The sequence below is a fragment of the Leifsonia sp. 10L418 genome, assembly GCF_056395445.1.
The window spans coordinates 53,484-79,144 of sequence record NZ_JBFTJN010000004.1; the positions used below are offsets into that span (position 1 = coordinate 53,484).

At 66.6% G+C, this 25,661-nt stretch carries 25 protein-coding genes; 15 read left to right on the forward strand and 10 right to left on the reverse strand.

The genetic code is table 11. The features are described 5' to 3' along the window. Positions 1 to 63 precede the first annotated feature (63 nt). The 5 genes from AC1DCF_RS10515 (at position 64) to AC1DCF_RS10535 (ending at position 3,814) form a co-directional block, all read left to right on the forward strand. Positions 64 to 729, forward strand: coding sequence for a response regulator transcription factor (locus tag AC1DCF_RS10515; RefSeq protein ID WP_477210968.1), 666 nt, complete (start codon positions 64 to 66; stop codon positions 727 to 729). Further along, the gene (locus AC1DCF_RS10520) at positions 707 to 1,942 is read left to right on the forward strand and encodes a sensor histidine kinase (RefSeq protein WP_477210969.1); all 1,236 of its coding nucleotides are present in this window, start codon (positions 707 to 709) and stop codon (positions 1,940 to 1,942) included. The genes AC1DCF_RS10515 and AC1DCF_RS10520 overlap by 23 nt, the downstream gene beginning before the upstream one ends. Positions 1,943 to 2,143: 201 nt before the next feature. Continuing rightward, complete coding sequence (locus AC1DCF_RS10525) at positions 2,144 to 2,728, forward strand: hypothetical protein (protein ID WP_477210970.1); 585 nt, start codon at positions 2,144 to 2,146, stop codon at positions 2,726 to 2,728. Between the two features lie 82 nt (positions 2,729 to 2,810). Further along, entirely contained in the window at positions 2,811 to 3,308 is a 498-nt protein-coding gene (locus AC1DCF_RS10530) for a hypothetical protein (RefSeq protein ID WP_477210971.1), read from the forward strand. Between the two features lie 92 nt (positions 3,309 to 3,400). Then, entirely contained in the window at positions 3,401 to 3,814 is a 414-nt protein-coding gene (locus tag AC1DCF_RS10535; RefSeq protein WP_477210972.1) for a VOC family protein, read from the forward strand. 36 nt (positions 3,815 to 3,850) lie between these two features. Here AC1DCF_RS10535 and AC1DCF_RS10540 read toward each other — a convergent pair whose 3' ends face one another. After that, the gene (locus tag AC1DCF_RS10540) at positions 3,851 to 6,463 is read right to left on the reverse strand and encodes an ATP-dependent DNA ligase (RefSeq protein WP_477210973.1); all 2,613 of its coding nucleotides are present in this window, start codon (positions 6,461 to 6,463) and stop codon (positions 3,851 to 3,853) included. A gap of 68 nt (positions 6,464 to 6,531) precedes the next feature. On the opposite strand from AC1DCF_RS10540, the gene ku reads away from it, so the two are divergent. Next, positions 6,532 to 7,389: a non-homologous end joining protein Ku gene (ku, locus tag AC1DCF_RS10545; protein WP_441790119.1), complete on the forward strand. Its 858-nt coding sequence runs from the start codon at positions 6,532 to 6,534 to the stop codon at positions 7,387 to 7,389. Positions 7,390 to 7,481: 92 nt separating this feature from the next. Here the strand turns inward: ku and AC1DCF_RS10550 are convergent, their stop codons facing one another. Together AC1DCF_RS10550 and AC1DCF_RS10555 are read right to left on the reverse strand one after the other, a co-directional pair. Continuing rightward, positions 7,482 to 7,751, reverse strand: coding sequence for a DUF6504 family protein (locus AC1DCF_RS10550; protein WP_477210974.1), 270 nt, complete (start codon positions 7,749 to 7,751; stop codon positions 7,482 to 7,484). Positions 7,752 to 7,996: 245 nt separating this feature from the next. Further along, the gene (locus AC1DCF_RS10555) at positions 7,997 to 9,181 is read right to left on the reverse strand and encodes an MFS transporter (protein ID WP_477211156.1); all 1,185 of its coding nucleotides are present in this window, start codon (positions 9,179 to 9,181) and stop codon (positions 7,997 to 7,999) included. A gap of 191 nt (positions 9,182 to 9,372) precedes the next feature. On the opposite strand from AC1DCF_RS10555, the gene AC1DCF_RS10560 reads away from it, so the two are divergent. Then, positions 9,373 to 10,056 (forward strand): GntR family transcriptional regulator, encoded by a 684-nt coding sequence (locus tag AC1DCF_RS10560; protein ID WP_477210975.1) that lies wholly within the window; start codon positions 9,373 to 9,375, stop codon positions 10,054 to 10,056. Between the two features lie 111 nt (positions 10,057 to 10,167). Here AC1DCF_RS10560 and AC1DCF_RS10565 read toward each other — a convergent pair whose 3' ends face one another. Beyond that, positions 10,168 to 10,677 carry a MarR family winged helix-turn-helix transcriptional regulator gene (locus AC1DCF_RS10565; protein ID WP_477210976.1) on the reverse strand — a complete coding sequence of 170 codons (510 nt, stop codon included), beginning with the start codon at positions 10,675 to 10,677 and terminating at the stop codon, positions 10,168 to 10,170. Between the two features lie 47 nt (positions 10,678 to 10,724). On the opposite strand from AC1DCF_RS10565, the gene AC1DCF_RS10570 reads away from it, so the two are divergent. The 4 genes from AC1DCF_RS10570 (at position 10,725) to AC1DCF_RS10585 (ending at position 15,100) form a co-directional block, all read left to right on the forward strand. Continuing rightward, positions 10,725 to 11,864: an LLM class flavin-dependent oxidoreductase gene (locus AC1DCF_RS10570; RefSeq protein WP_477210977.1), complete on the forward strand. Its 1,140-nt coding sequence runs from the start codon at positions 10,725 to 10,727 to the stop codon at positions 11,862 to 11,864. Next, entirely contained in the window at positions 11,861 to 12,556 is a 696-nt protein-coding gene (locus AC1DCF_RS10575) for an NADPH-dependent F420 reductase (RefSeq protein WP_477210978.1), read from the forward strand. The genes AC1DCF_RS10570 and AC1DCF_RS10575 overlap by 4 nt, the downstream gene beginning before the upstream one ends. 106 nt (positions 12,557 to 12,662) lie before the next feature. Continuing rightward, on the forward strand, positions 12,663 to 13,487 hold the full coding sequence (locus tag AC1DCF_RS10580; protein WP_477210979.1) for an IclR family transcriptional regulator: 825 nt from the start codon (positions 12,663 to 12,665) through the stop codon (positions 13,485 to 13,487). 419 nt (positions 13,488 to 13,906) lie between these two features. Beyond that, positions 13,907 to 15,100 carry a 4-hydroxybenzoate 3-monooxygenase gene (locus AC1DCF_RS10585; RefSeq protein ID WP_477210980.1) on the forward strand — a complete coding sequence of 398 codons (1,194 nt, stop codon included), beginning with the start codon at positions 13,907 to 13,909 and terminating at the stop codon, positions 15,098 to 15,100. Between the two features lie 6 nt (positions 15,101 to 15,106). On the opposite strand, the gene AC1DCF_RS10590 is transcribed toward AC1DCF_RS10585, so the two are convergent. Beyond that, a complete protein-coding gene (locus tag AC1DCF_RS10590) occupies positions 15,107 to 16,039 on the reverse strand; it encodes a peptidase associated/transthyretin-like domain-containing protein (protein ID WP_477210981.1) in 933 nt (310 codons plus the stop codon). 168 nt (positions 16,040 to 16,207) lie between these two features. Between AC1DCF_RS10590 and AC1DCF_RS10595 the strand changes: the two genes are divergently transcribed. Then, the gene (locus AC1DCF_RS10595) at positions 16,208 to 17,578 is read left to right on the forward strand and encodes an MFS transporter (RefSeq protein WP_477210982.1); all 1,371 of its coding nucleotides are present in this window, start codon (positions 16,208 to 16,210) and stop codon (positions 17,576 to 17,578) included. After that, positions 17,575 to 19,206 (forward strand): pyridoxal phosphate-dependent decarboxylase family protein, encoded by a 1,632-nt coding sequence (locus AC1DCF_RS10600; RefSeq protein WP_477210983.1) that lies wholly within the window; start codon positions 17,575 to 17,577, stop codon positions 19,204 to 19,206. The genes AC1DCF_RS10595 and AC1DCF_RS10600 overlap by 4 nt, the downstream gene beginning before the upstream one ends. Positions 19,207 to 19,420: 214 nt before the next feature. On the opposite strand, the gene AC1DCF_RS10605 is transcribed toward AC1DCF_RS10600, so the two are convergent. The 3 genes from AC1DCF_RS10605 to AC1DCF_RS10615 all read right to left on the reverse strand — a co-directional run bounded on the left by AC1DCF_RS10605 (position 19,421) and on the right by AC1DCF_RS10615 (position 21,059). After that, the gene (locus tag AC1DCF_RS10605; protein ID WP_477210984.1) at positions 19,421 to 19,930 is read right to left on the reverse strand and encodes a hypothetical protein; all 510 of its coding nucleotides are present in this window, start codon (positions 19,928 to 19,930) and stop codon (positions 19,421 to 19,423) included. Between the two features lie 33 nt (positions 19,931 to 19,963). After that, positions 19,964 to 20,839, reverse strand: coding sequence for an alanyl-tRNA editing protein (locus AC1DCF_RS10610; RefSeq protein ID WP_477210985.1), 876 nt, complete (start codon positions 20,837 to 20,839; stop codon positions 19,964 to 19,966). A 97-nt stretch (positions 20,840 to 20,936) separates the two neighbouring features. After that, positions 20,937 to 21,059 (reverse strand): hypothetical protein, encoded by a 123-nt coding sequence (locus AC1DCF_RS10615; protein WP_345068747.1) that lies wholly within the window; start codon positions 21,057 to 21,059, stop codon positions 20,937 to 20,939. A gap of 212 nt (positions 21,060 to 21,271) precedes the next feature. Here AC1DCF_RS10615 and AC1DCF_RS10620 point away from each other — a divergent pair, with 212 nt between their 5' ends. Together AC1DCF_RS10620 and AC1DCF_RS10625 are read left to right on the forward strand one after the other, a co-directional pair. After that, positions 21,272 to 21,511 carry a hypothetical protein gene (locus AC1DCF_RS10620; protein WP_441790107.1) on the forward strand — a complete coding sequence of 80 codons (240 nt, stop codon included), beginning with the start codon at positions 21,272 to 21,274 and terminating at the stop codon, positions 21,509 to 21,511. Positions 21,512 to 21,517: 6 nt separating this feature from the next. Further along, on the forward strand, positions 21,518 to 22,957 hold the full coding sequence (locus AC1DCF_RS10625) for a dihydrolipoyl dehydrogenase family protein (RefSeq protein WP_477210986.1): 1,440 nt from the start codon (positions 21,518 to 21,520) through the stop codon (positions 22,955 to 22,957). A 101-nt stretch (positions 22,958 to 23,058) separates the two neighbouring features. Here AC1DCF_RS10625 and AC1DCF_RS10630 read toward each other — a convergent pair whose 3' ends face one another. Together AC1DCF_RS10630 and AC1DCF_RS10635 are read right to left on the reverse strand one after the other, a co-directional pair. Next, positions 23,059 to 24,405, reverse strand: coding sequence for a threonine/serine exporter family protein (locus tag AC1DCF_RS10630; protein ID WP_477210987.1), 1,347 nt, complete (start codon positions 24,403 to 24,405; stop codon positions 23,059 to 23,061). Continuing rightward, entirely contained in the window at positions 24,398 to 25,573 is a 1,176-nt protein-coding gene (locus tag AC1DCF_RS10635) for an acyl-CoA dehydrogenase family protein (protein WP_477210988.1), read from the reverse strand. The genes AC1DCF_RS10630 and AC1DCF_RS10635 overlap by 8 nt, the downstream gene beginning before the upstream one ends. Between the last annotated feature and the right edge of the window lie 88 nt (positions 25,574 to 25,661).

Sequence of the window (25,661 nt, forward strand, 5' to 3'; positions counted from 1 at the left end):
TGGTTGACTTCAGGTCTGCCTGACTTCGAGATGAAGACAAAGAACCGCCCGAGAGGTGAACGCGTGAGAGTGCTGATCGTTGAAGACGAGGAGTTTCTCGCCGACGCCATTCGCACACGCCTGGCGATGGATGCGATCGCGGCCGACGTGGTCGGCGACGGCGACGCGGCGTTGGAGGCCGTGGAAATCAACGACTACGACGTCGTGCTGCTCGATCGCGACATTCCCGGCACCCACGGCGATGACGTCTGCCGCACACTCGCCGCCGACCCGGAGAGCCCGGCGATCCTGATGCTGACTGCCGCGGGGCAGCTCGAAGACCGCGTCGGCGGCCTGGAACTTGGTGCCGACGACTACCTGGCCAAACCTTTTGAGTTTCCCGAGCTGATCGCCCGGCTGCGTGCGCTGAACCGTCGTCGGTTCATTTCGCATCCGCCCGTTCTCGAACGCCGCGGGATGCGGCTCGATCCGTTCCGACGCGAAGTCGTCTGCAACGGGCGATTTGTGACGCTCACGCGTAAGGAGTTCGCCGTGCTCGAACTGCTGATGCAAGCCGACGGCGGCACCCTGAGCGCCGAGACCATCCTGGAAAAGGCCTGGGACGAGAACGCCAACCCGTTCAGCCATACGGTCAAGGTCACGATCAGCACGCTGCGCCGCAAGCTCGGCGATCCCACCATCATCACCACCGTCCCGGGAGTCGGCTATGCCATCAGCGACGACAACTGAACCTGACGCGGTGCAGCCCGAGTTTCGGCGCTATCGCGCGACCGTGCGCACCCGGCTCGCGCTGACCTACTCGGCCCTGCTGACGGGCGCCGGGGTCGTGATGCTCACGCTCGTCTACGTCGTCATGCGGTTTGTGCCCACCTACGACCTTGTGGCTTCGGTCCCTGCTGAGGCGACGGCGCCCGGCGCGTCGCCCTCGTCGATCGAACCAACCCCTGACGTGTTCTCCACCCCCGCTCCCGCCGCGCTCACGACTCCGGCCAGCGAACTGACCATCAGCTCGACTGATCAGATGCTCAACCTGCTGCTCGTCATTTCCCTCGTGGTGCTCGTCGTGCTGGCTATCGCCGGTATCGCCGTCGGCTGGGCGGTCGCCGGACGGATGCTGAAGCCGTTGCAGTACATCAACACTGCTGCCCGCCGGGCCGCGCATGGCGACCTGAGCCAGCGCATCCGCTTGGCCGGGCCGCGCGATGAGATCTCTGAACTCGCCGCGAACTTCGATGACATGCTCGCCCAGCTGGAGAGGTCGTTCGCCACGTCGAAACGGTTCGCGTTGAACGCGTCCCATGAGCTGCGCACCCCGCTCGCTACGACGCGAGCGATGCTCGACGTGGCGCTGGCGCAAACCGATGCGCCGGAAGACCGGGTCGTGTTCGACCGGCTCCGCATGATGAACGAACGCAGCATCGACACGGTCGAGGCGCTGCTCGATCTGGCGAAGATTCAGTCGTCGACCGCTCAGCCGGAGCCGATCGACCTGGCGACAGCCGCGGCCGAGGTCGTGGAGTCCTGTGCGGGGGAAGCAGCGGAGCGGAATGTGCGCATCGACCTCGCTCTCGAACCGGCGATGATCGAGGCTGAGCCGGTTCTCGTACGCCAACTGCTCACCAACCTCGTGCAGAATGCCGTCCGGCACAACGTGACAGACAGCGGCTTCGTCGCAGTGACCACGAAATCAACGGATGGCGGTGGCGCCGCCCTCGAGGTCAGCAATAGCGGGGCGCTGCTCGATGCGAGCACGGTTGCGGCCTGGACTGAGCCGTTCACTCGTGCCGTGGGGCGGGCATCCACCTCATCGAACCGCGGTCACGGGCTCGGGCTGTCGATTGTGGCGGCGATCGTCGAACGACTGCACGGCACGCTCACGTTGGAGCCGCGATCGAGCGGTGGCCTGCGGGTGGTCGTCGGATTTGTGTCGCCCGAAAACTAGCGCGCCGCGCTCCACAACTTGGGCATGGGGAATCCCGCTGGGCGTGCGAGATGGCGCACGCCAGCGGGGATTCCCCACGCCCAGGTCGAGTCACGACTCGCGCGCCGCGAGGCCGCACCGCGCGATCCGCCCCGATTGGGGGAGCGCCGCTCAACGGCCGGCACCGATAGTGTGGCTCCAGCCTGGAGGGAGGCATCCGTCATGACCTACAACTCTCAGAGTTCGAGACCGCCCGCAGTAGACGAGACTCGAGGCACGATCTTCGCGCTCGCGATCGTTCCCCTCGGAGTCATCGCCTGGTGCATACTCTGGAACTTCGGTTTCATCGCGTCGATCGTCGGATTCGGTGTCGCGCTCGGCGCCGTGTTCCTCTATCGGATGGGCTCAGGGGGTCAGGTCACGCGCGGAGGTGCGATCCGAGTTGCCGTACTCACGATTCTGACTCTCGCTCTCGCATTCTTCGCGGGGATCGTGCTCGACGCACTTCAGGGATACAGCGCGGCGAGCGGGGAAACCCAGATGGCGCTCGTCACCAATCCACTGTTCTGGAGCGACTTCTTCGCGGTGTTGGGGGAACCGGACGTGCTCGGTAGTTACCTGCCCGACTTCGGGCTTGCGTTGCTGTTCGGAGTGCTTGGCTGCTTCAGCGTGCTGCGGACCGCGTTCCGCGAGGCTGCAGCTCCGGCAGCCGTCGACGCTGCCGATCCCGCTGGCCCAGCGGCAGTCGACCCCGCCGTAGACCCTCAGACTCCTCGCGTTTTTCTTCGGTCCCTCGAGCTCCGCTAGCCTGGAATCGGCCTCGTTCGCACGGCGAGCCGGCCTGACTCGGCAGCACGGCCGAGCAAACTTCACGCGAGGGCACGCCACAATGACACACGCCAACGGCACGTTGCCGGACACATCGACGGCTTCCCCGCTCACGCCACGCGCTGCGACGTTCGGCTACGTCGTCACCCTCGGCGGGTTTGTTCTCGCCCTTTGGATCTGTTTCGGCCGATTCCTCTTCGGCATCGGCGGCTCACTGACCCCGATCTACGTCGTCACGATCGGATTCCTGGTCGCGACACTTCACTTCTTCGCCGGGCGCGCCATCAGCCGCACGGCCCGACTGGGGCGCAACACCCGGCCTTCGACTGTCGCGATGATCTGCATCGCCTGGTTCACAGGCATCCTGCTTGGTCTGATGATTCCGGATGCCACGGCTGACGGACTGCAGACAATCGTGAGTGGGGCAGTCGAGCCGGGGCTCGGCATCGCAATCGGGTTGGCGAACCCGCTCGGGATCATCTGTCTGGCGACGTCGATCGCGGCCGTCGCCCTCGCGCACGGAGATGCGAAGGGCCGACCGGAGCTCGAAGAAGACTGACAAGACCCTCGCGCATCCGCACAATCTGGCACAGAATCAAAACGTCAATCCGACAGGTTCACCGCACTGATGCGCAATGAGGAGACGAAACGATGACGACACGACTCAACCCCTACCTGAGCTTTCGCGACAAGGCACAGGAAGCGATGGATTTCTATCACTCGGTTTTCGGGGGTGAGCTGACGCGCAGCACATTTGGCGAGTACCAGATGGGCGACGACACCGAGAAAGACAAGATCATGCACTCCCAGCTGCTGACCGACAGCGGGCTCTGTCTGATGGGCGCCGATACCCCCAACGAGATGGAACACACCCCGGGCATGAACGGGTCGATCTCGATCAGCGGGAACGACGAAGCAGAATTGCAGGGCTACTGGGACAAGCTTCGCGACGGCGGAGTGGTCTCCCAGCCGCTCGTGAAGGCACCGTGGGGCGACAGCTTCGGCATGTGCATCGACAAGTACGGCGTCAACTGGCTGGTCAACATCAGCGGTACGCCGGCGTAGGGTCAGGTCGGCGGGGAGCCGTTGCCGGTCGGCCCTTCAGGATTCCGGCACGACCTCTGCGGGCGACTTGTCGGGCCGCCACCCCCGCCAGGTGGGGTGGCGCAGCCGACCGGCCGCCGTCCATTCGGCAAACTCAACCTCGCCGACCAGCGACGGCCGCACCCAGTGGGCCGTGTGCGCGTCGAGCTCGGGGATGTCGGCAAACGGGTTCCCGGTCTCGGCCAGCGGAGTGAGGCGCGCGGCGATCTCGACGAGATCGCGGTCACTGAATCCGGTGCCGACCCGGCCGACGAAGCGCAGCAGATCGCCATCGGGGCCGCTGGTGTCGGGGATGCCGAGCAGCAGCGCGCCGATCATCCCGGCACGCTGCCCCTTGCCCGGCCGCCAGCCGCCGATCACCACCTCCTGAGTGAGATGCAGTTTGAGCTTGATCCACAGCCGGGAGCGGCGTCCGACCGCGTAGGGAGACTGGCGTTCCTTCGCCATCACTCCCTCCAGCCGAAACTGGCGGCTCGCGTCCAGCGCCGCGGCCAGGTCACCGACGAAGGCCGGCGGCGCCTGCACTGCGGCGTTCGACGTGAGCGCGGCGTCCAAAGCACGTCTCCGCTCGTCGTAGCTGTCTTGAGTGAGCGGCTGTTCGCCGAGCTCCATCAGGTCGAAAACAAAGTAGCGCACCGGTGTGCGCCGGGCGGCGGCCCGCACATCGATCGGATCAGTCAGCTTCATGCGGGTCTGCAAGACCCCGAAGTCGGGCCGTCCGGTGGCGTCGAGGGCGACGATCTCCCCGTCGAGCACGGCGGATGCGACGCCCGGGTCGACCGCGGCGAGCACGCTGTCGACCAGCTCGGGATAGGTCGCCGTGACGTCGTTGCCGTTGCGGGTGAGAAACCGCACGCCCGGTGCTGGGCCGCCCCGGGAGAGGTAGCCCACGGCTCGGATGCCGTCCCACTTCATCTCGAATGCCCAGTTGCCCTCGCGGACATCCGTTTCAGTGCCAGCGGTCGCGAGCATCGGAGCGTAGCGTTTCGTGGTCGGCCGACTTCGGGGGAGCGACGCCGGGGAACGAGGGCGGTGCCACGATGACGCCTCGTCGCCCGCGCCCGCGGCGCCGGCCGCCGGCGTCGCCGTCTCGTCGACAGGTTTCATCAAGTGGATCAGCCAATTCTTGTCGGTCGGCTGCCCGCCTCCCGTTTTGATCAGCGCAAACCGGCGGCTTCCGCCCAGGCCGCCGCCCGGTTCGCCGTGCAGCGTGACGATGACCTCGGTGTCGCGCCACTTCTCGAGCTCGTAGTCGCCGCTGTCCCAGATGCGAATGGTGCCGGCCCCGTACGCGCCCGCCGGAATGGTTCCCTCGAAATCGCCGTACTCCAGAGGATGATTCTCGGTGCGCACCGCCAGATGGTTGGTGGCCATGTCGGTGGGCACTCCCTTCGGCAGCGCCCACGAGGCGAGCACGCCCTCATGCTCGAGCCGCAGGTCGAAGTGCAGAACCCGGGCGTCATGTTCGTGAATGACAAAGGAATGGCCAGCGGTCGGCGGCGGTGCGCCGGCCGGGATCGGCTCAGGGGTCGGGGCCGTGCTCCGCTTCGACCTGTACTCGGTGAGGAGGTCGTGATCGGTGGTGGTCACATTGGCGGCGGGAGCGGCGGACGGCGCCGCGGTGGGAGTCGTGGCGGGCAGCGGCACGGCGCCCGGGATCCAAATCGCGGCATCCGCTGGCTGGGGCGTCTCGCTCACCCGTTCCAGCGGGTCGCCCCGCCGCTTCACGCGCTTGAGTACCTCGCGGTAGTCGAGCTGGGCGAGATCGGGCGATTTCAGCTCGCTCCAGCGGCGCGGCGCCGCCACGAACGGATGCGCGCGCCCACGCAGCGAGTACGGCGCGATGGTGGTCTTCGCCGCGTTGTTCTGACTCCAATCGACGAACACCTTGCCGGGCCGCAGCGCCTTGCTCATGGAGCTGACGATCAGATCGGGATGGTCGGCTTCCAGCGCGCGGGCCAACTCGTGGGCGACATCCGCGACCTGGTCAGAGGTCTGACGCCGGTCGAGGGCGGCGTAGAGGTGGATGCCCTTGCTCCCGCTGGTCACCGGCACCGGGTCGAGGCCCATCTCCCGCAGAATCGCCCGCGCGTAGCGGGCGACGTCGGCGCACTCGGCCAGGCCGACGCCCTCTCCGGGGTCGAGATCGAGCACGAGCCGGTCGGGATTGCGGGGCGCGCCGCCGCGCCCGAACTGCCACTGCGGCACGTGAATCTCGAGCGCGGCGGTCTGGCCGAGCCAGGTCAGGGTCGCGAGGTTGTTGACCAGCGGGTACTCGTTGACGTGATCCGAGTGCTGAATCGACCGCCGCGTGACCCACGACGGAGTGGCCTCGTCGAGGTTCTTCTGAAAGAACGACTGCTCGGGATGCTCGGCGGTTCCGACGCCGTGCACCCAGCGTTTGCGGGTAGCCGGGCGGTGGGCGGCGTGGGTGATCAGAAACTCGGCGATCTCGGCGTAGTAGCCGAGCACATCGGCTTTGGTGGTGCCGGTCTCGGGGTAGAGCACCTTGTCGAGGTGGGTCAGCTTCAGCCGGTGGCCGTCCACGGTCACCGTCTGCGTCTGGTGCGCCGCGTGCGCATCATTCGTGTGCTGCCCCGTGGCGCCCATGCAGCAAGCATGCTCCCGGCTGGCCGGGAAACCTAGCGAGCAGCCCGGCATCGGTGTCTACTTGAACCGTGAGATCGATTTGGAAGGGCGCCATCACCTTCGGGCTCGTCAACGTGCCGGTTGCGGTCTATGGCGCGACCGAGGATCACGACATCGAGCTGCATCAGGTGCACGACGCCGACGGTGGGCGCATCCGTTATCAACGTCGTTGCGAAATTTGCGGCAAGATCGTGGCCTACGAGAACATCGACAAGTCGTTCGAGAGCGCGGAAGGGACGGTCGTTCTCACCGACGCCGACTTCAAGTCGCTGCCCGAGGAACGCAGCCGGGAGATCGACGTCGTGTCGTTCGTGCCCAACGAGCAGATTGACCCGATCATCTTCGAGCGGAGCTACTATTTGGCCCCCGACGGCAAATCGTCGAAGGCGTATGTGCTGTTGCGACGCACGCTCGAAGCCACCGACCGCACGGCGATCGTGCATTTCGCGCTGCGGCAGAAGACACGCCTGGGCGCACTGCGAGTGCACGGCGACGTGCTGCTGCTGCAATCTCTGCTCTGGGACGACGAGGTGCGGGAGGCGAGCTTTCCGGCGCTGGATGAGCGCGTCTCGGTCTCCGACAAAGAGCTGGAGTTGTCGCAAGCCCTGGTTGAGTCATTCGCTGCCGACTTCGCGCCGGAGCAGTTCACCGACGACTACCAGGTGCAGTTGCGCGACCTGATCGAGGCGAAACTGGCGGCCGGCGACACCGTGAAATTCGAGGAAACGGTGGGTGCCGACACCGGTGAGGGCGGGCAAGGCGAGGTTCTCGACCTGATGGAGGCGCTGCGCCGCAGCGTCGAGCGCAGCCGCTCGGGCGAAAAGACTCCGATCGAGAAGAAGCGGGCGGCACGCGGGGCCGCGAAGTCGAAGAAGTCGTCGGCGTAGCGGCGTTCCTACGCCGTCGAACCGTGAGAAAAGACTCTAATTCGCGCAGTAATCCAGTCATTTCTCACGGCTCGCGAGCGGATGCCGGCAATCTAGTCGTAGACGCGCACGAGCTCCCATTCGGCGCGACCGGTGCGCCGCACATCGAAGACGCGTGAATCGCCGGTGACTGACGTTCCCTGGAATCGCCAGCCGATGATCGGTTCGGGCGGGTGGGTGATTCCGTCAACCAGGTAGTCGGGAGCGCCGCGGAGCGGAGTGGGGGTATCGGTCACGACGTAGCGGATGCCGCGCCAGACGAGCCGCACGGGAACGCCGCGTTCGCTCCACACGGTGACGGTATCTGCGGTGTGGACGATCATGGTGACTCCTCAATCAACTCGAATGTATGTTCGATTGTTAACGAGGATAGGCGCATTGGTCGTGAAACGCCAAGAGGCAACCCTCCCGTTGATCGAGGAGCGCCCGACGGAGTCGGCCGTGTCTCGAGATCACGCGAGCCGATCTCTGAGCGCGATGACGTCTGAGGATCTGCTCGCGGGGTCTCGAGACGCTCGCTGGCGCTCGCACCTCGACCAACGGGGTGATCGATCTGGTCGGAGACTCGTCAGAGCCGGTCGTTCTCGGTATCCGCGCGCGGAATTAGGGGCACGGCCAAGGCCGGGCAGAGTGCCGCCGCCGCAAACGCGATCGGGAAGCCGGCCAGGCCGATGAGGGCTCCGATACCGGGGCCGACGAGTGACGCGGCGACGAACTGGCCGGTGTTCTGGGCGCCGAGCGCGCGGCCGGCCCAGGCGGGTCCGGCCATCTCGGCCACCGAGGTGAAGGCAAGGCCGTTGTCGGCGACCGACACCGTGACCGCGATCACAAAGACGACGGCTGCCGCTCCCCACTCGGCAGCATCCAGCGCGGCGAGCACGAGCATCACGGCCACGGCCGCCCAGGCGACCCAGCGGAGCGGGCGCACGCGGCTGCCCACCCGGTCGCTGAGCACTCCGACGCCGATGCGGCCGACGGCTCCGATGAACTGGGCGGATCCGACGAGCACGCCGGCCGCGAGCGGTTCCCAGTGCAGTTGCGTGACCAGCCAGACCAGGCCGAACGTGGACAGCGTGAACTGGGGCACGACGAGCAGGATCGACACGGCGTGGATGCGCCACAAGAAGCTGCTGGCGCGGTAGGGATTCGCGGAACGCGCGCCGGCATCCGTCGCCGGCACCGGGGTGCGAGGCGGATTCACGATTGCCGCCGCGCAGACGACGGCGAGAAGCGCGGTCAGGATCAGGGGCACGCAGAGGGCCGCGGCGACACCTGCGGAGCTGGCGATCACGGGGATGCTCACCGCGGCGACCGTCACGCCGAGCGGCTGTGACATCTGGCGGATGCCCATGGCGAGTCCGCGGCGATTCTTTGGGAACCAGCCCACCACGACGCGCCCGCTCGCCGCATTGGTGCTTGCCGCGGCCATGCCGCCGAGCAAGAAGAACAGGCCGAGCATGACGTAGCCGTCGGCGAAGATGGCCCCGACGGCGGCGAGGGCGGTGAGTGCGAGGCCGCCGGCGATCACCCAGCGTTCGCCGATGCGGTCGGCCAGGGCGCCCCACGCGATGAGCGTGAGAACCATGCCGATCGTGGGGGTTGCGGCGAGCAGCCCGGCCTCGGCGAAACTGAGGCCGCGCTCGGTGTGCAGGAGGGTGATGAGAAAGGTGGGGGCGCTCACGAACACGGTGCCGGCGGTCTGGGCGGCCACGCCGAGGCCGAGCATGCTCCAGGCGCGAACGGCGTTCGGCATGCGCTCGGGGCGGCGGGTGGCGGTCGAGGTCGAGATCGTTTGCGTCACTCTGTCGGCTTTCTCTTCGGGAGCGCTGTCGGTGTTCGAACCTGTCGAGGCCCGTGGGTCGATCTCAGAATCCGGGTCGCAACTGCGCCGAGAATTACGGTACACCACTTTGGGATACCAAGATGGTGCACCATAATGGGGGCATGGAGACGCCGGCGCACACCCCGCACATTTATGACCGCATGCGAACGGCAATTCTCGACCTCGACCTCGCTCCGGGGGAGAGTGTGACCGAGCGCGGGCTCGAAACTCTTTTCCAGACGTCACGCACGCCGGTGCGAGCGGCATTGCTCAGCCTGCAATCCGATGGACTCGTGCAGCGCGTCGGACGCGGCTGGATCATCGCCCCCATCGACCTCGCCGAGATTCGTGCGCTCGCCGAGTGGCGGGAGTCGGTCGAAACCGCAGCGGTGCGTCTCGCCGTGCGGCGCGCGAGCGACGTGGAGATCGAGGCGCTTTCCGCGCTACTCGATGCGGCGCGGCCGGCCGACGACGGGGAAGAGGGGGTGCGAGCCGGAAGCGAGTTCCATGTCGATCTCGCGCACCTGTCGAGTAATCAGTTCATGGCGAACGCGACGGCGGATGCGATGACGCGGCTGTCGCGCACGCGCTGGCTCGAGGTGCGCACTCCCGACGCGCGTGAGCGGGCCTGGCAGGAGCACCGCGACATCGTCGATGCGGTGCGTGCCCGCGATGCTGACACCGCTGCCCGCCTGGTGACCGAGCACATCCGTGGCACCAATGAGCGTTTGCTGGAATCCCTCACGGCCGAGCGTCGTCGGCTCCGCGGGCGCGGGCTGTCGATCATCAGTGGCGAGGCCGAGTAGTCGATGTCGGTGGTCGAGCTCGTCGAGACCCGGGCGAGCCAATTTCGGAACCCGGGTTGCGTCTGGGAGTGGGGTCGCGTGGTCTCGACAAGCTCGACCAGCGCGCGGTGACTAGAGCGTGGCGTGCTGCGCTGACGGCGCCGACTGCTCGAGCCGCTCGAGGATCGCGCTCGACGCCGCCGCGAATGCGGTGAGCTGCTCCTCGCTAAGCGCGCTCGCGAAGTAGCGCTCGACGGCCGCCTCGTGGCAGAGCCGGGCCGCGGCAAACGCCGTCTTGCCGGCGTCGGTGAGACGGATGTCCACGCTCCGCGAGTCGGTCGCGCAGGTGTCGCGGCTGACCAGGCCGCGTTCCTCCATGCGCTTGAGCTGGTGCGAGAGGCGGCTCTTCTCCCAGTCGAGGCCGCAGCGCAGCTCGAGGGAGCGGAGCGTCTGCTGTTTCGCCTCGGTGAGCGCGAGCAGCACCTCGTAGTCGGGCTCGGAGAGCCCGGTGCTGCGCGTGAGTTCGCGGTTGATGCGACCGGTGAGTTGGGCGCGGAGTCCTTGATAGGCGGTCCAGGCATCCTGGGCGGCGCTCGGCTGCCGGGTACCCGAGTCCGGGGTGGTGTGCGTCTGCATGGCCATGGAATAACTCTACGCGAATGTGGTTGATACATCTACAAAATAGTTTTATGGTTGATGTAACAACCTCAACGGGAGAAGGAAACATGCAACTCGGCGCCTACAGCTTCGGTGACGTTCAGGCCGACCCGCAGGGTCGCCTCGGTTCGACGGCCGACGCCATCCGCAATCTGTTTGACGCGATCACGCTGGCGGATGCCGCGGGTCTGGATTACTTCGGCGTCGGCGAGCACCACACCCGGGAGATGCCGGCTTCGGCGCCCGCCACCGTGCTGGCCGCGGCGGCCGGTGCGACGAAGAACATCACCCTCGGCAGTTCGGTAACGGTGCTCAGTACCGAAGACCCCGTGCGCGTGTTCCAGCAGTTTGCGACGATCGATGCCATTTCCGGCGGCCGCGCCGAGATCACCGCCGGGCGCGGCTCGTCAGTCGAGTCGTTCCCGCTGTTCGGTTTCAGCCTGGGTGACTACGACGACCTCTATGCCGAGAAGTTGGAGCTGCTTCTCGCGCTCAACGAGAACGAGCGCGTGACCTGGAACGGAACGTTTCGCCCGGCGCTCGACGACGCCCTGATCGTGCCGCGCCCGGTGAACGGAACCCTGCCGATCTGGCTCGGCACCGGCGGCAATCCGAGTTCATCGATCCGCGCCGGAAAGCTCGGCCTGCCCGTGGCGTATGGCATCATCGGCGGCTACGCCGACCGGTTCGCGCCGCTCACCGAGCTCTACCGGCAGACCGCGTTGCGTGCCGGTCACGACGCATCCACCATCAAGGTGGCCGTCGCGAGCCCCGGTCTCGTCGCACCCACGTCGCAGGGCGCCAAAGACATCTACTACGAGGCCTGGTTCCGCATGATGACCGAGCTCGGCAAGCTGCGCGGATTCCGCCCGCCGACCCGCCCCGAGTTCGACGCGCAGGCCAACGGTCGCGGTGCGATCCTCGCCGGCAGCCCGAGCGAGGTCGCCGATCGCCTGATCACCCTGCACAAGAGCCTCGGACACACGCGCCATATTCTGCAGATGGACGTCGGCAACCTGCCGCAGGACACCTTCCTGCAGTCCATCGAGCTGCTGGCGACCGAGGTGCTCCCGGCCGTGCGGTCGGAGCTCGGCGAAGACAGCATCGAACTCGTTGGTGCTGCTGAGATCGGTGCTTCTGAAATCGGTGCTCCTGAAGGAGGCGCAGCATGAGCGATGTGAAGACGATTGCCGTGCTCGGCGTCGGACGGGTCGGCAGCGCCGTTGCCCGGGCTGCGATGAAAGCCGGCTACACAGTGACGGTCAGCGCCTCGGGTGACCCCGACGACATCCGTCTCTTGACCGAAATCGTCATTCCGGGTGCGACGCCGATGTGGGCAGCGGATGCCGCCCGCGCGGCCGACCTCGTCGTGCTCGCGGTGCCACTGCACAAGTTCCGCACGTTGCCGGCCGTCGCCCTCGCCGGCAAAACGGTGATCGACTCGATGAACTACTGGGCACCGGTCGACGGCTCGATCGACGAGTTCGACGAGGATCCGCGCTCGACGAGCGAGGTCGTGCAGGAATTCTTGGCCGCCGCGCACGTGGTCAAGTCGCTCAACCACATCGGTTATCACGAGCTCGAGGCCGACGATCGGCCGATCGGATCCGCCGATCGCCGCGCGCTGGGTCTCGCCGGCGACGATGCTGCGGCCAAAACCATCGTCGCCGAGTTCATCGAACGTCTCGGCTACGACAGCATCGATGCGGGGGAGTTGGCCAGTGGGCGGCACTTCCACCCCGGAACCGCGGTTTTCGCGGGCCGGCACAGTGCGGCCGAGTTCGAGGCGATCCTCGCCGACGTCGCGGGAGCATCCGCTTCGGGCGATGCGTACGGGTCGGATGCCCTCTTGGTGGGCGTCTAAACCCTCGATATCGTTCGCCGAACCGTGGCAAATGACCATTCTTGAGCGACGTGAATGGTCATTTGCCACGACTCGCGGCGGTGAACTACCGATAGCGTGATGAATCATGTCAGGGAAGCCAGCACTACGCAGGGGCGCGACGGATGCGTCGGCACCCGTCAGTGACGATCGGCCGGTCGACGACCGCTCGGTGGCCGCCCGCCTGTTTGCGATCATCGACGCATTCACGACGCCGATCGCCGCCTCGCTCACCCTGACCGCGATCGCAGAGCGGGCCAGGCTGCCGCTGTCGACGACGCATCGACTCGTCGCCGAATGGGTCAACTGGGGCGGACTCACCCGTCAAGACGACGGGCGCTATGCGCTTGGATTGCGCCTCTGGGAGATCGGTGTGCAGACCCCGACCGCGCACAATCTGCGCACCATCGCGTTGCCATACCTTGAGGACCTGTTCGAAGTCTCCCGCGAGCACGTGCACCTCGCGATCCTCGACGGGCACGACGCCCTCTATCTCGAAAAACTCTCGGGGCACAGTCCCGTGCGCATCATTTCCCGGGTCGGCGGGCGACTACCGCTGCACTCGACGGGGGTCGGGCTCGTGCTGCTGGCGTACGCGCCGATGGATGTCATCCAGACCTATCTCGGCACCGCGCTGCAACGCTTCCTGCCGCAGACCGTCAGCTCGCCCGACGAATTGCGGAGGCGATTGGCCGAGGTCAGGGTGCAGGGCGTGGCACGGATGTTCGACGAGATGACCGCCGGGTCGAGTTCGATTGCGGCGCCGATTCGAGACAGCACCGGCCGCGTCGTTGCTGCCGTGTCGACGGTGACGCGTTCGGGCACGCCGGTTGATCCGGCGCAGGAGCTGGCCGTGCGCGTGGCCGCGCAGGGGATCAGCCGCGCGCTCGGGTATCGGCGACCCACAAGCTGACGGGTGACTTCATCGTTGGTTGAGGAGCAGCCGACGGAGGAGGCCGCGTCTCGAAACCACGCGAGCCAATCCTCGAACTGATGTTGCGTCTGGAGGGAAGCTCGCGAGGTTTCGAGACGCTCGCTGGCGCTCGCTCCTCAACCACCGAAATGGCTCGCGCTTTATCCCAACGCACCAACCAACAGGGGTGCTCCCTTTTCCGTAATGAACTTCAGGCTCATATGACTCTGAAGTTCATTACGAAAAATTGGGTCCCGCCTCGTCGAGCGACGTGTGACGGAGCATGGCAAAGCAGGTGATCGCCCCCGGCGCATAGCTAGTCGGGCAGATTCTTCCACTGAGTGGAAACCTGCAACCMGGCATGCGGAACAAACCAGAAACTAGGGCGACCCTGTCACCGTTGCTAGGAAGGCTCCCTCGTGCCCCACCATTCCACCCGCGTCGCCATCATCGGAGCCGGCCCCTCCGGACTGCTGCTCAGCTGGGCGCTCCGCGACGCCGGAATCGACTCGATCGTGGTCGAAAATCGCTCGCTCGACTACGTGCTCGCCCGCATCCGTGCCGGTGTTCTCGAGCAGGGCTCCGTCGAAACGCTCACCCGGCTCGGTCTCGGCGACCGGCTCCAGGCTGAAGGGATGACGCACGACGGCATCTATCTGCAGTTCGGCGGCGAGCGCCACCACGTCGACTTCAACGCGCTGATCGGTCGCACGGTCACCGTGTACGGGCAGCAGGCGGTCGTCACCGACCTCGTCGCCGCACACACCAAGGCCGGGTCCGCGATCTTCTATGAGGCGGCGGATGTCGCGGTGCACGACCTCGAATCCGACAGCCCGCGCGTCACCTTCACTCTCGACGGTGAGGAGCATGAAATCGGCGCCGACTTCATCGTGGGTGCCGACGGTTTCCACGGCGTCTGCCGGGCGTCCATCCCGACCGACCAGATCGAACTGCACGAACGCGCCTACCCGTTCGCGTGGCTCGGAATCCTCGCCGACGTCGCGCCGTCGTCGGACGAGCTCATCTACGCGCTGCACGACGATGGATTCGCCATGCACTCGATGCGTTCACCGCAGGTCTCCCGGTTCTACCTGCAGGTCGACCCGACCGACGACATCCAGAACTGGTCGGATGCCCGCATCTGGCAAGCCCTGCAGACCCGGCTCGGCCTGCCCGACTGGACCCTGCACGAGGGAACGATCACCGAGAAGTCGATCACCCCGATGCGCAGCTTCGTGGCCTCGCGGCTGCGGTATCACAGCCTGTTCCTCGTCGGCGATGCCGGTCACATCGTGCCGCCGACCGGGGCCAAGGGCCTCAACTCGGCGATCTCCGACGTGACCCAGCTGGCCGCCGCCCTGGTCGAGCACTACGCCGGAGACGACACCAAGCTTGACGGCTACAGCGAGGAGGCGCTCGCCCGGCAGTGGCGTGTGCAGCAGTTCTCGCAGTGGATGACCGAAATGCTGCACCGGCACCCGGCCGAGGGCGCTGCGGGCACGGAGGCCGCCGCATTCGACTACCGCAGCCAGCTCGGCCAGCTCGACTACGTCACGCATTCCCTGCACGCGCAGCGGAGCCTGGCCGAGCAGTACACGGGCCTGCCGCTGTAGCTCGTGCTAGCCGCCCACGCCGAGGTTGATGTAACCGAGGTAACCGCTCGCCGTCGGCTCGATCGTCAGCAGCTGACTCTTCTGCGTGATGATGTTGTCGGTTCCGCTGCCCGCCGAACCGCCGTTGAAGGTGTCCCGCCCGGTGTGCTCGCTGTACGGAGCCGTCGCGAAAACCTGCGCGTTCTGCTCGTCGTCGAAGGCCACCTGGGCGGTCAGCACCGTCTTCTTGTCGACGTGCACTTTCAGATGGATGTGCACGGTGCGGCCCGAGTACCAGCCGGGCCAGATCGTCGTGAACTGCACGATCCCGTTCGCGTCAGCCACCTGGGCACCCCGCAAGTACGTGCCGTCGTCGCTCGGAGTGGCTTCGGAATCGCCGGAGGTGTAGCTGCCGTCGGTGGTGTCGCCGGAGCCGGAGCCGGCCGGGGCGCCGCCCCCTGCGGGCGGTGCGCCTCCCGCGGGAGGTGCGCCGCCTCCGCCCGGCGGAGTGCCTCCACCGCCTTTCGATGCGCTCTCGAACCCCGAGTAGACGCCCCCGGCGTCGCAGTGCCAGATCTCGACGACACTGTTCGGGATCGCGGTGCACGACGCGTCCCAGACGCGAAACGCGATGTCGAGCTGCATTCCCGGCCGGTCTTCGCGAAGGTCGCTCCGAATCGAATCCACGTCGAAATAATACGGACCCTGCGTCACTTCCTCTGTCTCCAAACCGCAGGTGCCCACCGCATCGAGCTTGGCCACGATGTCGCCGGATGCGGTCGTGCTGGGCTGCAGGGTCGCCGATCCGGTCGAGGTGGTTGCCGTCGCGGTGCCGCCGGCATCCGTGCCGGTGCAGGCGGCGAGCAACGCGCCGATTCCGATCGAGCCACCCAGGCCGAGGGCCCGTCGCCGGCTGACGGCGAGGCGGCTCGTCGTAACGTCCTTGTTGAGTGGTGGCATGATTCCCTCCCGAGAATTACTGGACACGCTAGATGAGCTGAGGGAGTCAACCGTGGCGGTCTACTCTCGGGGCCACCTGTCGAAATCCGATGAGCGAGCAATGAGAGACGCAGACGGGGCGCGTCGCGAGACCTTCACCTGACATCCGACACCCTAAGCTCATGCATCATGGATGCAACGGCGCAGACTCTTCCTCGACGCACGATCGCCGCGTACGCGATCGGTTCTCTCGGCACCGGCGGCTTCGCCACCCTGCCCGGACTCGTGCTGGTCTATTACCTCACCGACACACTGGGTATCGCAGCTCTGGCGGCCGGTCTCGTCGTGACCCTGGCCAAGATCTGGGACGTCGTGATCGACCCGGTGATCGGCGCCCGCAGCGATCACAGCCTGAAGGCCACCGGGTCGCGCCGCCGGTTCATGCGACTCGGCGGCTTGCTGCTTCCGATCTTCTTCATCCTCACCTTCGCGGTTCCGGCCGGACTCGACTCCGTCCCCTCGGTGATCTGGGTCACCCTCGCCTTCCTGCTCTGCGCCACCGCATTCAGCCTGTTCCAAGTGCCCTACATCGCGCTGCCCGCCGAACTCGCCCAGAGCTACGACGACCGCACCCGCCTGCTCACCTGGCGGGTGGTCGTGCTCGCTCTGGCCATCCTGCTCTTCGGTGCCGGCGGGCCGCTGCTGCGCAGCGCGAGTTCCGACCCTCGTCTCGGCTACCTCCTCATGGCCGTGGTCGCCGGTTTGGTGATCGGCATCGGGATGCTCGTGTCGGCCACGGTCGCGCCCCGGGGCCGGCCGGAGCTGCGCCCGCAGCCCGCGGCCGGCGTCGGTCACAACTACCGGGCCAGCATCGGAGTGCTTCGCCGCAGCCAGCCATTTCGCGCCCTGCTCGGAACCTTCGTACTGCAGGGGCTGGCGACCGGACTGATGCTTGCGGGAGCCCAATATGTGGCGACCTGGGTTCTGCACTCCGAGGATGCGGTCACCTATCTGTTCATCGCCCTGATCGCCCCGGCGCTGTTCCTCGCCCCGGTCTGGGGGCGCATCGCACGGCGCGCCGGCAAGGAGCGCTCGTTCGCCTGGGCGAGCATCCTCTTCGGCGTGGCCGCGCTCAGCATGGTCGCCCTGATCTGGGCACCCGGTGACTGGGTCTATCTGCCGGTCGCGCTCGCCGGGGCGGCCTACGCCGGCATGCAGTCACTGCCGATGGCGATGCTTCCCGACGTGATTTCGCACGATGCCCGGCGGAACGGCGACGGAAGCGCCGGGCTCTTCGGTGGTGTCTGGACGGCCGGCGAGACAACCGGCATGGCGCTCGGCGCGACGGCCCTGACCGTGGTGTTGGCGGCGTCCGGCTACATCGTGTCGGTCGGCAACGCTGCAGTGACCCAGCCGACGAGCGCCGTCATCGGCATCGTGCTGAGCTTCAGCCTGGTGCCGGCCGTGCTCATGCTGGCCAGCCTGTTCACGCTCGCCCGCTACCGCCTGCGCAAGAGCGACATCGATGCACCGATCCCGACCGTGGAGGTTCACCCGTGACCGATCTGACCGACCTCACTGACGCTGCTGAACGCGCCGACCGCGCCGAGCTGACCGAGCAGTCGCGGGAGATCCTCGCCCGTCTCGAGCTGTTGCGCGCCCAGGATGCGCCCACGCACGGCGGCCGCGTGCTCTCCTACGTCTACGACTCGGGTCTGGCCGAACTCGATGAGTTGGCGGCGCAAGCGATCCGCATCATGCAGCCGGTCAACGGACTCGACCCGACGACGTTTCCGTCGGTCGCGAGCATGGAACGCGATGTGATCGGCTTCGCCCGACGGATGCTCGGCGGCGATCCTGCGCACCCCGGCGCTGACGACGACGCGGCCACGGCGACAGGTGCCGACACGGAGATCGTCGGCAGCGTCACCACGGGCGGCACCGAGAGCTGCCTGCTCGCGGTGAAAACCTCCCGCGACGTCTGGCGTGCCGCGGGCGGACAGGGCGCGCCGCGCCTGCTCGCCCCGGTCACGGTGCATGCCGCATTCCACAAGGCGGCCCATTACTTCGGCCTTGAACTCGATCTCGTGCCGGTCGACTCCGACGGGCGGGTCTCCGCCCACGATCTGATCGCACGGTTCGGCCCCGACGTGGCCCTGGTCGTCGTCTCGGCGCCGGCCTATCCGCACGCGAGCCTCGACCCGGTGGCCGAGGTCGCTGCCGCGGCATCCGTGGCCGGAATCGCCTGCCACGTCGACGCCTGCATCGGCGGCTGGGTGCTGCCCTGGTGGGGGAGCGACCTGCCAGCCTGGAATTTCCAAGTTCCCGGCGTGACCAGCATCTCGGCCGATCTGCACAAGTTCGGCTACGCCCCGAAGGGCGTTTCAGTGCTGCTGCAGCGCGGTCGCGACCGGCAACGCGCCCAGTATTTCGCCACCAAACGCTGGCCCGGCTACCCCGTGGTCAACCCGACAATGCTCGGCTCGAAGTCGGCCGGCGCCCTCGCGGCGGCCTGGACGATCATCCAGCGGCTGGGCGACGACGGGTTCGCGCGCCTGAGCGCCTCGTGTCGCCGGGCGACGGATGCGCTCACGACCGCCGTCGACGCGATCGACGGGCTCCGAGTGGTCGGTTCGCCGGTCGGACCGCTGTTCGCCGTCGCGACCGACGAGTCGGTGCCGGCCGAGCGCCGCGTTGACCCGCACATCTGGGCTGACCGGGTGAAGCAGCTCGGCTGGTTGCTGCAGCAGCAACCCGGGCTCGATCAGTCGGGGCTGGGGGCAGGCGACGCGGTGCGACTGCCTGCGACGACACACCTGACGATCACTCCCGTGACCGAGTCGGTGCTTTCCGAGCTGATTCCCGCGCTGGTGCAGGCCGCCGACGAGGTGCGGGGTGCCGGCCCGATCGACCCGATGCAGCTGCTCGGAGCGATTCCGGGGGTGGCCGACGTGCTTGCAACCGCGGCCGGAGATGATTCAGGCACGTCTGTCGGTTCGGGTGGGTTGTCGTCCGCGCAAGCCTTCGGGGTGCTCAGCCAGCTCGGCATCGGAAGTGGCGAATCCGCGCTTCCCGATCAGATGGCCCCGTTGCTCACACTGATCGAGGCGTTGCCCGCGCCGCTGACCGAGCGCCTCTTGATCGAGTTGCTTGCGCGTCTGGTGGAGCCACCTGCATCCGTTGGTTGAGCTTGTCGAAACCGGGCGAGCCGATCTGTGAACGTGGTTGCGTCTGGAGGTTTGCTTGCGGGGTCTCGACAGGCTCGACCAACGGGAGAAGCCGGGGCGACTGCAGAGGGCTGCCAATTTCACTAATGAACTTCAGGCTCATATGACTCTGAAGTTCAATAGCGAAAAGGCTGCCCCTCCTCGAGGACCGTTGCTCGGCCGGTCCGGAAAATCGCTAGTGCGTGGGCAACGCATCCGGGACGCAGGTCACATCGTCGCTGACCCAGCCTGTGGCTGAAAAGCTGTCCACCCGATAACCTCCCACTGGCATCGCGATCACGGTCGCGGTTGCCAGTAGCTGCCCGTCGATCGAGTGGGAAGTGACGTTCATGATCTCATCTTTGCCGATCGCCTTCTCGGCGGCAGGCACCTCGTCCAGTAGCGCGGCAAACCCTCGAACCGCAACCCGGATCATCACCGGATCGTCCGTTGGGAACGGCGAGCGCGCCGAGCCGCGTGGAAATAGGGATGCCCGCTCCTCGAAATAGCTCAGCTGCTGTTGAATCGCTCCCGACCTTGTGTCGAGGCCAGGGCTGTCATCCCACTCCAGAATCCCTCCGGTGGAACAGTTGGGCGCAGGCACCTCAGAGCTTCCTCCGACCGCTGTCGCGTGCGCGCATCCGGTCAGCACGCCGACAACGATAATCGAGCAGGCGAGTACTGCACCTCTGATGCTTTGAATCATTGTTCCTCCCTAGCGCGCACGGGAAAGTACAGATTACTCAGGCGTAGCGAACGTCTCCATCGTCAGCACCGGCGTTCCATCGACATCCGTGAGTGACAACGCCACGCGCAGCGGGCCGAGCGCGGCCACGGAGTCGGCGTGGGTCCCACCGCACGGAATCCGCACCGTCTGTTCCGGCAGCGCACACACCCAATAGCGACGGTCAGGCAACCGCTCGCCGTCGCACTCGATCTGCACTGCGGCATCCGTCGTCGCCCACTCGGCGAGAGTCGCCGTGATCGCCGCTTCGACCGAGGGCAGCGCCTCGGCGATGCCCTCGGTCACGAAACCGCGCTTCCGCAGCGACTTGCCGAGCCGGTAGGTGTCGACCGACCCGTTCTCGACAATCAGCGACACGTCGATGGCCGTGCCATCGAAGTCGGGTGCTCCGAGGCCGTCGGCGCGCACCTCTTTTTTCCAGCGGTCGGCGACGGCACGATTGAGCGCGAGCGAGGCCAGGTGACAGGCGGTGTGACCAACCGAGAGCCGCGTTCGGTAAGCGGCGTCGACGACAAGTTCAACGCTGTCGCCTTCGGCGATCGCCGCATCGCCGGCCAGAAAATGCACGACGACGAAAGCCCAGCCGTCAGTGCCCTTGCCGACCGGGATGTCGCGTCCGGTGAAAAGCGCAGAACCGTCGGTGGCGCCGACGATGCAATCCACAATCGGGTACTCCGCGTCACCGACGCGCACCACGGCGCGGTCGGGACCCTGATCCGGCCAGCCGGCGTCGACGGGGTGCACACAACTCGTGTCGAGAAGCACGGCCTGTCGGCCATCGGCCTGCGGCTCAACGTGCAGAACGTGTGCTGTGGCGGTCAGAGCACCGGCCGGGTAGCTCACGAGCGTGTCGATCAGTGGAAAAGTCATGAAATACGGGTCCCGTCGAAATCAGCGGCAGCGGTGTAAAACACGGATGCTGCCACGACGAGCGTGGCAGCATCCGGTGAAACATGGTTCAGATCGGCTAAGCCTTGCGGGCCTTTGACGAGGTCTCGTCGGACTTCGCCTTCTTGTCGGCGCGCTTTTCCTTCAGGGAGCGATCTGCGCTCTTCTTGCCGGCTTCTTTCTTGGGGGACTTGTCAGCCATCTGTACTCCTTCATCCGAGCCTCATCGGCAGCGTTCACTTGACCATACGCGGGATCGCACAAAAGATCATCTTGCACGCGCCGATGTGCGCCATCGGCCGCGCCCGAGTGCAGGTGCGCTCGCCCTGTCGCTTCGAGCCGGGCAGACGTAAGCTGTGCCCAGAAATCACGAGCAGCCCGCCAGCCGGCTGCACTCAGCGAAGGGCCGACATCATGAACGAACGCGCTACGTACAAAGCGGTACTGCTCGGACCGAACCCGATCGGATCCGGCGAACCCATCGAACTGTTCTTCGTCGACGGTAAGCACCAGGAGACTGTCGTCGTTTCGGTTGACGAAGACGGCGAAACCATTACCCGTCGCTACCGCAAGGGTGCCGAGACGACGGAACCGATTCCCTATCGTTTCGTCGAAGAGACCGACAGCGATTCGCCGCCGAGCGTGCAGAACTAACCGACGGTGAACGCACCGGTGCAGCCGACCGAGGAGCATTTCGACCTGATCGTGGTCGGCGGCGGCAAGGCCGGCAAGACCCTCGCAATGGATCTCGCACAGGCCGGACGCCGGGTCGCCATGATCGAGCAGGAGATGATCGGCGGCAGCTGCATCAACGTCGCCTGCATTCCGACGAAATCGTTGGTGGCCAGCGCCCGGCTGCTCGGGGTGCTGCGCCGCGCCGATTCCCTCGGCGTGCACGTCGGTGACTCCCACGTCGACCTGGAGTCGCTGCGCGCGCACAAAGAGGGAGTGGTCGGCGACATGGTCGCCCTGCACCGCGACCTCTTCACGGCCAGCGGCATGGACTTCATCCTGGGGCATGCACGCTTCGTCGGCCCCCGTCTGGTCGAGGTGATGCCGGATGCCGGAGGCCGGCGTCTGCTCCGCGGCGAGCAGGTGGTCATCAATACCGGTACCCGACCGAAACTGCCCGATATCCCGGGACTTGCCGACGTCGGTGCGATGACGAGCGAAGACGTGCTGCGTCTGGAATCGATCCCGCGCAGGGTTACCGTCATCGGTGGAGGCTTCGTCGGCTCAGAACTTGCTTCGATGCTGCAGGCATTCGGCAGCGAGGTGACACAGCTCGTGCGTGGCGAGCGGCTACTCGCCGGAGAGGAGCCCGAGACGTCGGCGGCGCTGCTGGCGTCCTTCACCCGTGAGGGGATCACGGTGCGTCTCGGCGTCAGTGTGACGAGCGTCGCGCGCGCCGTCGGCTCCGCCCCGAATCACGCTGCTGTCGATCACACCGCAGAGGGGATCAGTCTCGCGCTCAGCGACGCGACAACGTTGCAGGTCGACGCGATCGTCGTCGCCACCGGGCGCCGCCCGATCACCGGCGGCCTCGGTCTCCCTGTAGCCGGTGTGGCTCTCGACGCGCGGGGCTTCGTCGTCGTCGACGACACACTGGCCACCACGGCGCCGAACACCTGGGCGGTCGGCGACGTGACCGGGCACGCCGAGTTCACCCATGCCTCGTACGACGACTACCGCATTGTGAAGGCGAACCTGACCGGTGGCTCCCGAACGACGAAGGGACGGCTGATCCCGTCTGTAGTTTTCGTCGAACCTGAAATTGCTCAGATCGGTCTGACCGAGTCGGCAGCGCTCGCGGCCGGCCACACGATCAGCGTTGCGATGCAGAAGGTGATCGCCGTTCCGCGTTCGCGCACCCTGCGTCAGACCGAGGGATTCTGGAAGATCATCGTCGACCGCACCACCCAGCGGATCCTGGGCGCATCGCTGGTCGGTGTTGATTCGGGCGAGGTGATCGCGGTGATTCAAGCCGCGATGCTGGCCGACGCTCCGTACACACTGCTGCAGGATGCGATCATTGCGCACCCGACAATGGCCGAAGGCTTGACGACGGTCTTCAGCACGTTGACACCACAGCCCCGTTGATCGAGCCTGTCGAGATCCCGCGAGCCGCCCCCGTTGACTCCGCCGCCCCGTGCCTCGCCCGCGCAGTCGCGGTGGTGGTTTCGACAGGCTCAACCACCGCGTCAGGTGCGCTTCACTGTCGTGCGCGCGGCGCGCGTCAACCGCAGTGGCAGCGCCATGATCGGTCCGACGAACCGTCGCTGCAGGTTGCGCGCCGGACCCCAGACATACTGCACCAGATACTGGGCCAGGATGGCCCCGGCCGCCAGGGCCACCGCAACGGATGCCGCGGCGAGCATGCCCATCAGCCCGTTCACATCACCGTCGGCTACCTGCATCAGGCTGTTGAACAGAATCAGACCGGGCACGAGGGGCACGAGCGCCGAGACAATGACCACGAACGGTGGCGTGCGCACCAGCGGCGCGGCGACGGTGGCGAACAATCCGATCAGGAAGGCGCTCGCGGCCGATGACCAGACCTGACCAAGTTCTGCGATGATGCCGGCCTGATAGAAGAACTCGGCGAGAGCGCCGAGAACACAGACCACCCAGAATGCCCGCCACGGCATCTGAACGGCGAGTGAGAACCCGATCACGATCACGACGGCCGCCAGCAGCAGAATCGGTAGCTCGAACAGCGACGGGATGTTGAAGTCGATACGGAGGCGCAGGCCGAGCCGGGCCAGGATCGCGGTGGCCCCGGCCACCCCGGTCACGAGACCGCCGGTGATGAGAACCGCTTCGACCAGGCGTGCGGTTCCGGTGATGTAGAAGCCGGAGAGCGTGTCGTGCACCGCGCCGAAGATCGTCACCCCGGCCAGCAACATGATGATGGTGGCCACGACGACGAGCGAAGGATTCGCCCCCGGGTCGATGAGGTGAACGATTGCGGCGGCGACGGGGCCGATCGCACCGCCGACGACGGTTTGGTAGAACACCGGCACCTTGCGGTGCGCGAGCGCGCTGGTCAGCAGGTCGACGAAGAAGGTGGCGATGAATGCCGCGATCATCACCGTGACACCGCCGCCGAGCAGCAGGGCGGCACCGGCACCGACGAGGCTCCAGCCGAGACGCCGCACGAACACGGACACCAGGGGCTTCGAACTGACGATCGTCGCGAGACGCTTCCGCGCGACGGCGACATCCATCGGCGACTCGATCAGCTCGGCGATGAGCTCAGACGTCTCGGACAACTTCGTGTAGTCGAGGTTTCGAAACTTGACGTTGCGGCTGCGCGAGATGGTGTCGTGAGTGGCCGGGTTCTCGAAGGTGAGCGTGATCAGGGTGTGGGTGATGTCGGCGTCGATACCCTTGAGCCCGTAGGCGCGGGTCACGCCCTGCATCGCGGCGACCGCATCTTCGGCTCCGGCGCCGGCGGCGAAGATCACTTCGGCCAGGCGCATGGTGAGGTCGAGAACGGCCCGGGCGTACAGAGCGTCGATCTGAATTGCGCCAGTGTGCTCACTCATTGAGCGGGCCAAGCCAAGCCGTCGCCACCGTGGCATGCGCCGACTCCGCGTCCGACGGGTGGAAGATGCCGGCGAGCACGTCCCGGTACAGCCGGCCCAGCTCGTTGCCGGCGAAGTACGACGACCCGCCCGACACCCGCAGCGCCTGGTCGACGACATGCTTGGCGTTCTCGGTGGCCCGATGCTTCAGGCCGGCCAGCTGGGCAAACCACTGCGATCCGCGATTCTCCTGAACGTCGACGGCCCGGGCCAGATCACGAATCTGGGGGTAGATGGCATCCATCGCCATGGCCGCGTCGGCGATGCGCCACCGGATGTCGGGATCCTGCGACAGCGCCCGGCCATCGTTCTTCAGTGAGGTGCGACGCCCGGCTGCCGTGACGGCCAGCTCAAGTGCGCGCCGGCCGATGCCGGTGTAGACGGAGGCCAGCAGGATTTCGAAGGTCGCGAAAATACTGAAAATGAGCGGGTCGGCGTTGGGGCCGGGGTCAAGTGTGCGGAACACCCGGTCTGGCCGGGCGTACGCGCCGTCGAGCACCGTCGACTGGCTCTGGCTGGCCCGCATGCCGAGGGTGTTCCAATCGTCTTTCTGGCTGACACCCGACTCGCCGCGATCGATGAACGCCCAGACGATCTTCGGAGAGTCAGGGCTGGAACTGTCGAGACCCATCGTGCCGAGGCGGGTCCAGGCGGGGGAGAGTGAGGTGAAAATCTTCGTGCCGGTGAACCGGTAGCCGCCGTCGTCCTGGGGCTGGGCATCCGTCTTCGAGCCGAACAGAACCAGGTCGTTGCCTGGCTCACTGACACCGAAGCCGAAGATCTCGCCCTGGCCGGCCTCGTCGAGCAGAAAGGTCAGCGCGTCGTCGCCGCGGTTGCGCAGGGCCAGCGCGACGCCGGTCCAGACCAGGTGCATGTTCACCGCGAGAGCCGTGGCGGGGGCATGGGCGGCGAGTGCGATCTGCGCCTCCGTGACCTGTTCCAGGGTGGCGCCGAGTCCACCGAATTCAACCGGTACGAGTGCCCGCAGGTAGCCGGCCTCGGCCAGGTCGGCCAGATCTTCGGTGAAGAACTCATTGGCGTCGTCGTAGCCGGCCGCGCGCCCGCGAATGCCGAGAAGCAGATCGTCGCTCAGCAGACGAGTGCCGGGGAGGGGCGCGGTTGTGTTCACAGTGACCAGCCTAGTTTTCTGCCGGACTCTTGACGTGCTTCAGGGCCGAATTCGTCGAAGGAGCACCGGCAGTCGGGGCATTGGTGAT

Coding starts and splice junctions, on each gene's coding strand:
- AC1DCF_RS10530 (WP_477210971.1), top strand. CDS start 2,811: ATGACACACGCCAACGGCACGTTGCCGGACACATCGACGGCTTCCCCG.
- AC1DCF_RS10555 (WP_477211156.1), bottom strand. CDS start 9,181: ATGCCGAACGCCGTTCGCGCCTGGAGCATGCTCGGCCTCGGCGTGGCC.
- AC1DCF_RS10590 (WP_477210981.1), bottom strand. CDS start 16,039: ATGCCACCACTCAACAAGGACGTTACGACGAGCCGCCTCGCCGTCAGC.
- AC1DCF_RS10630 (WP_477210987.1), bottom strand. CDS start 24,405: ATGAGTGAGCACACTGGCGCAATTCAGATCGACGCTCTGTACGCCCGG.
- AC1DCF_RS10620 (WP_441790107.1), top strand. CDS start 21,272: ATGAACGAACGCGCTACGTACAAAGCGGTACTGCTCGGACCGAACCCG.
- AC1DCF_RS10525 (WP_477210970.1), top strand. CDS start 2,144: ATGACCTACAACTCTCAGAGTTCGAGACCGCCCGCAGTAGACGAGACT.
- AC1DCF_RS10615 (WP_345068747.1), bottom strand. CDS start 21,059: ATGGCTGACAAGTCCCCCAAGAAAGAAGCCGGCAAGAAGAGCGCAGAT.
- AC1DCF_RS10520 (WP_477210969.1), top strand. CDS start 707: ATGCCATCAGCGACGACAACTGAACCTGACGCGGTGCAGCCCGAGTTT.
- AC1DCF_RS10570 (WP_477210977.1), top strand. CDS start 10,725: ATGGTTGATGTAACAACCTCAACGGGAGAAGGAAACATGCAACTCGGC.
- AC1DCF_RS10605 (WP_477210984.1), bottom strand. CDS start 19,930: ATGATTCAAAGCATCAGAGGTGCAGTACTCGCCTGCTCGATTATCGTT.
- AC1DCF_RS10610 (WP_477210985.1), bottom strand. CDS start 20,839: ATGACTTTTCCACTGATCGACACGCTCGTGAGCTACCCGGCCGGTGCT.
- AC1DCF_RS10595 (WP_477210982.1), top strand. CDS start 16,208: ATGGATGCAACGGCGCAGACTCTTCCTCGACGCACGATCGCCGCGTAC.
- AC1DCF_RS10580 (WP_477210979.1), top strand. CDS start 12,663: ATGTCAGGGAAGCCAGCACTACGCAGGGGCGCGACGGATGCGTCGGCA.
- AC1DCF_RS10560 (WP_477210975.1), top strand. CDS start 9,373: ATGGAGACGCCGGCGCACACCCCGCACATTTATGACCGCATGCGAACG.
- AC1DCF_RS10550 (WP_477210974.1), bottom strand. CDS start 7,751: ATGATCGTCCACACCGCAGATACCGTCACCGTGTGGAGCGAACGCGGC.
- AC1DCF_RS10540 (WP_477210973.1), bottom strand. CDS start 6,463: ATGGGCGCCACGGGGCAGCACACGAATGATGCGCACGCGGCGCACCAG.
- AC1DCF_RS10535 (WP_477210972.1), top strand. CDS start 3,401: ATGACGACACGACTCAACCCCTACCTGAGCTTTCGCGACAAGGCACAG.
- AC1DCF_RS10565 (WP_477210976.1), bottom strand. CDS start 10,677: ATGGCCATGCAGACGCACACCACCCCGGACTCGGGTACCCGGCAGCCG.
- AC1DCF_RS10575 (WP_477210978.1), top strand. CDS start 11,861: ATGAGCGATGTGAAGACGATTGCCGTGCTCGGCGTCGGACGGGTCGGC.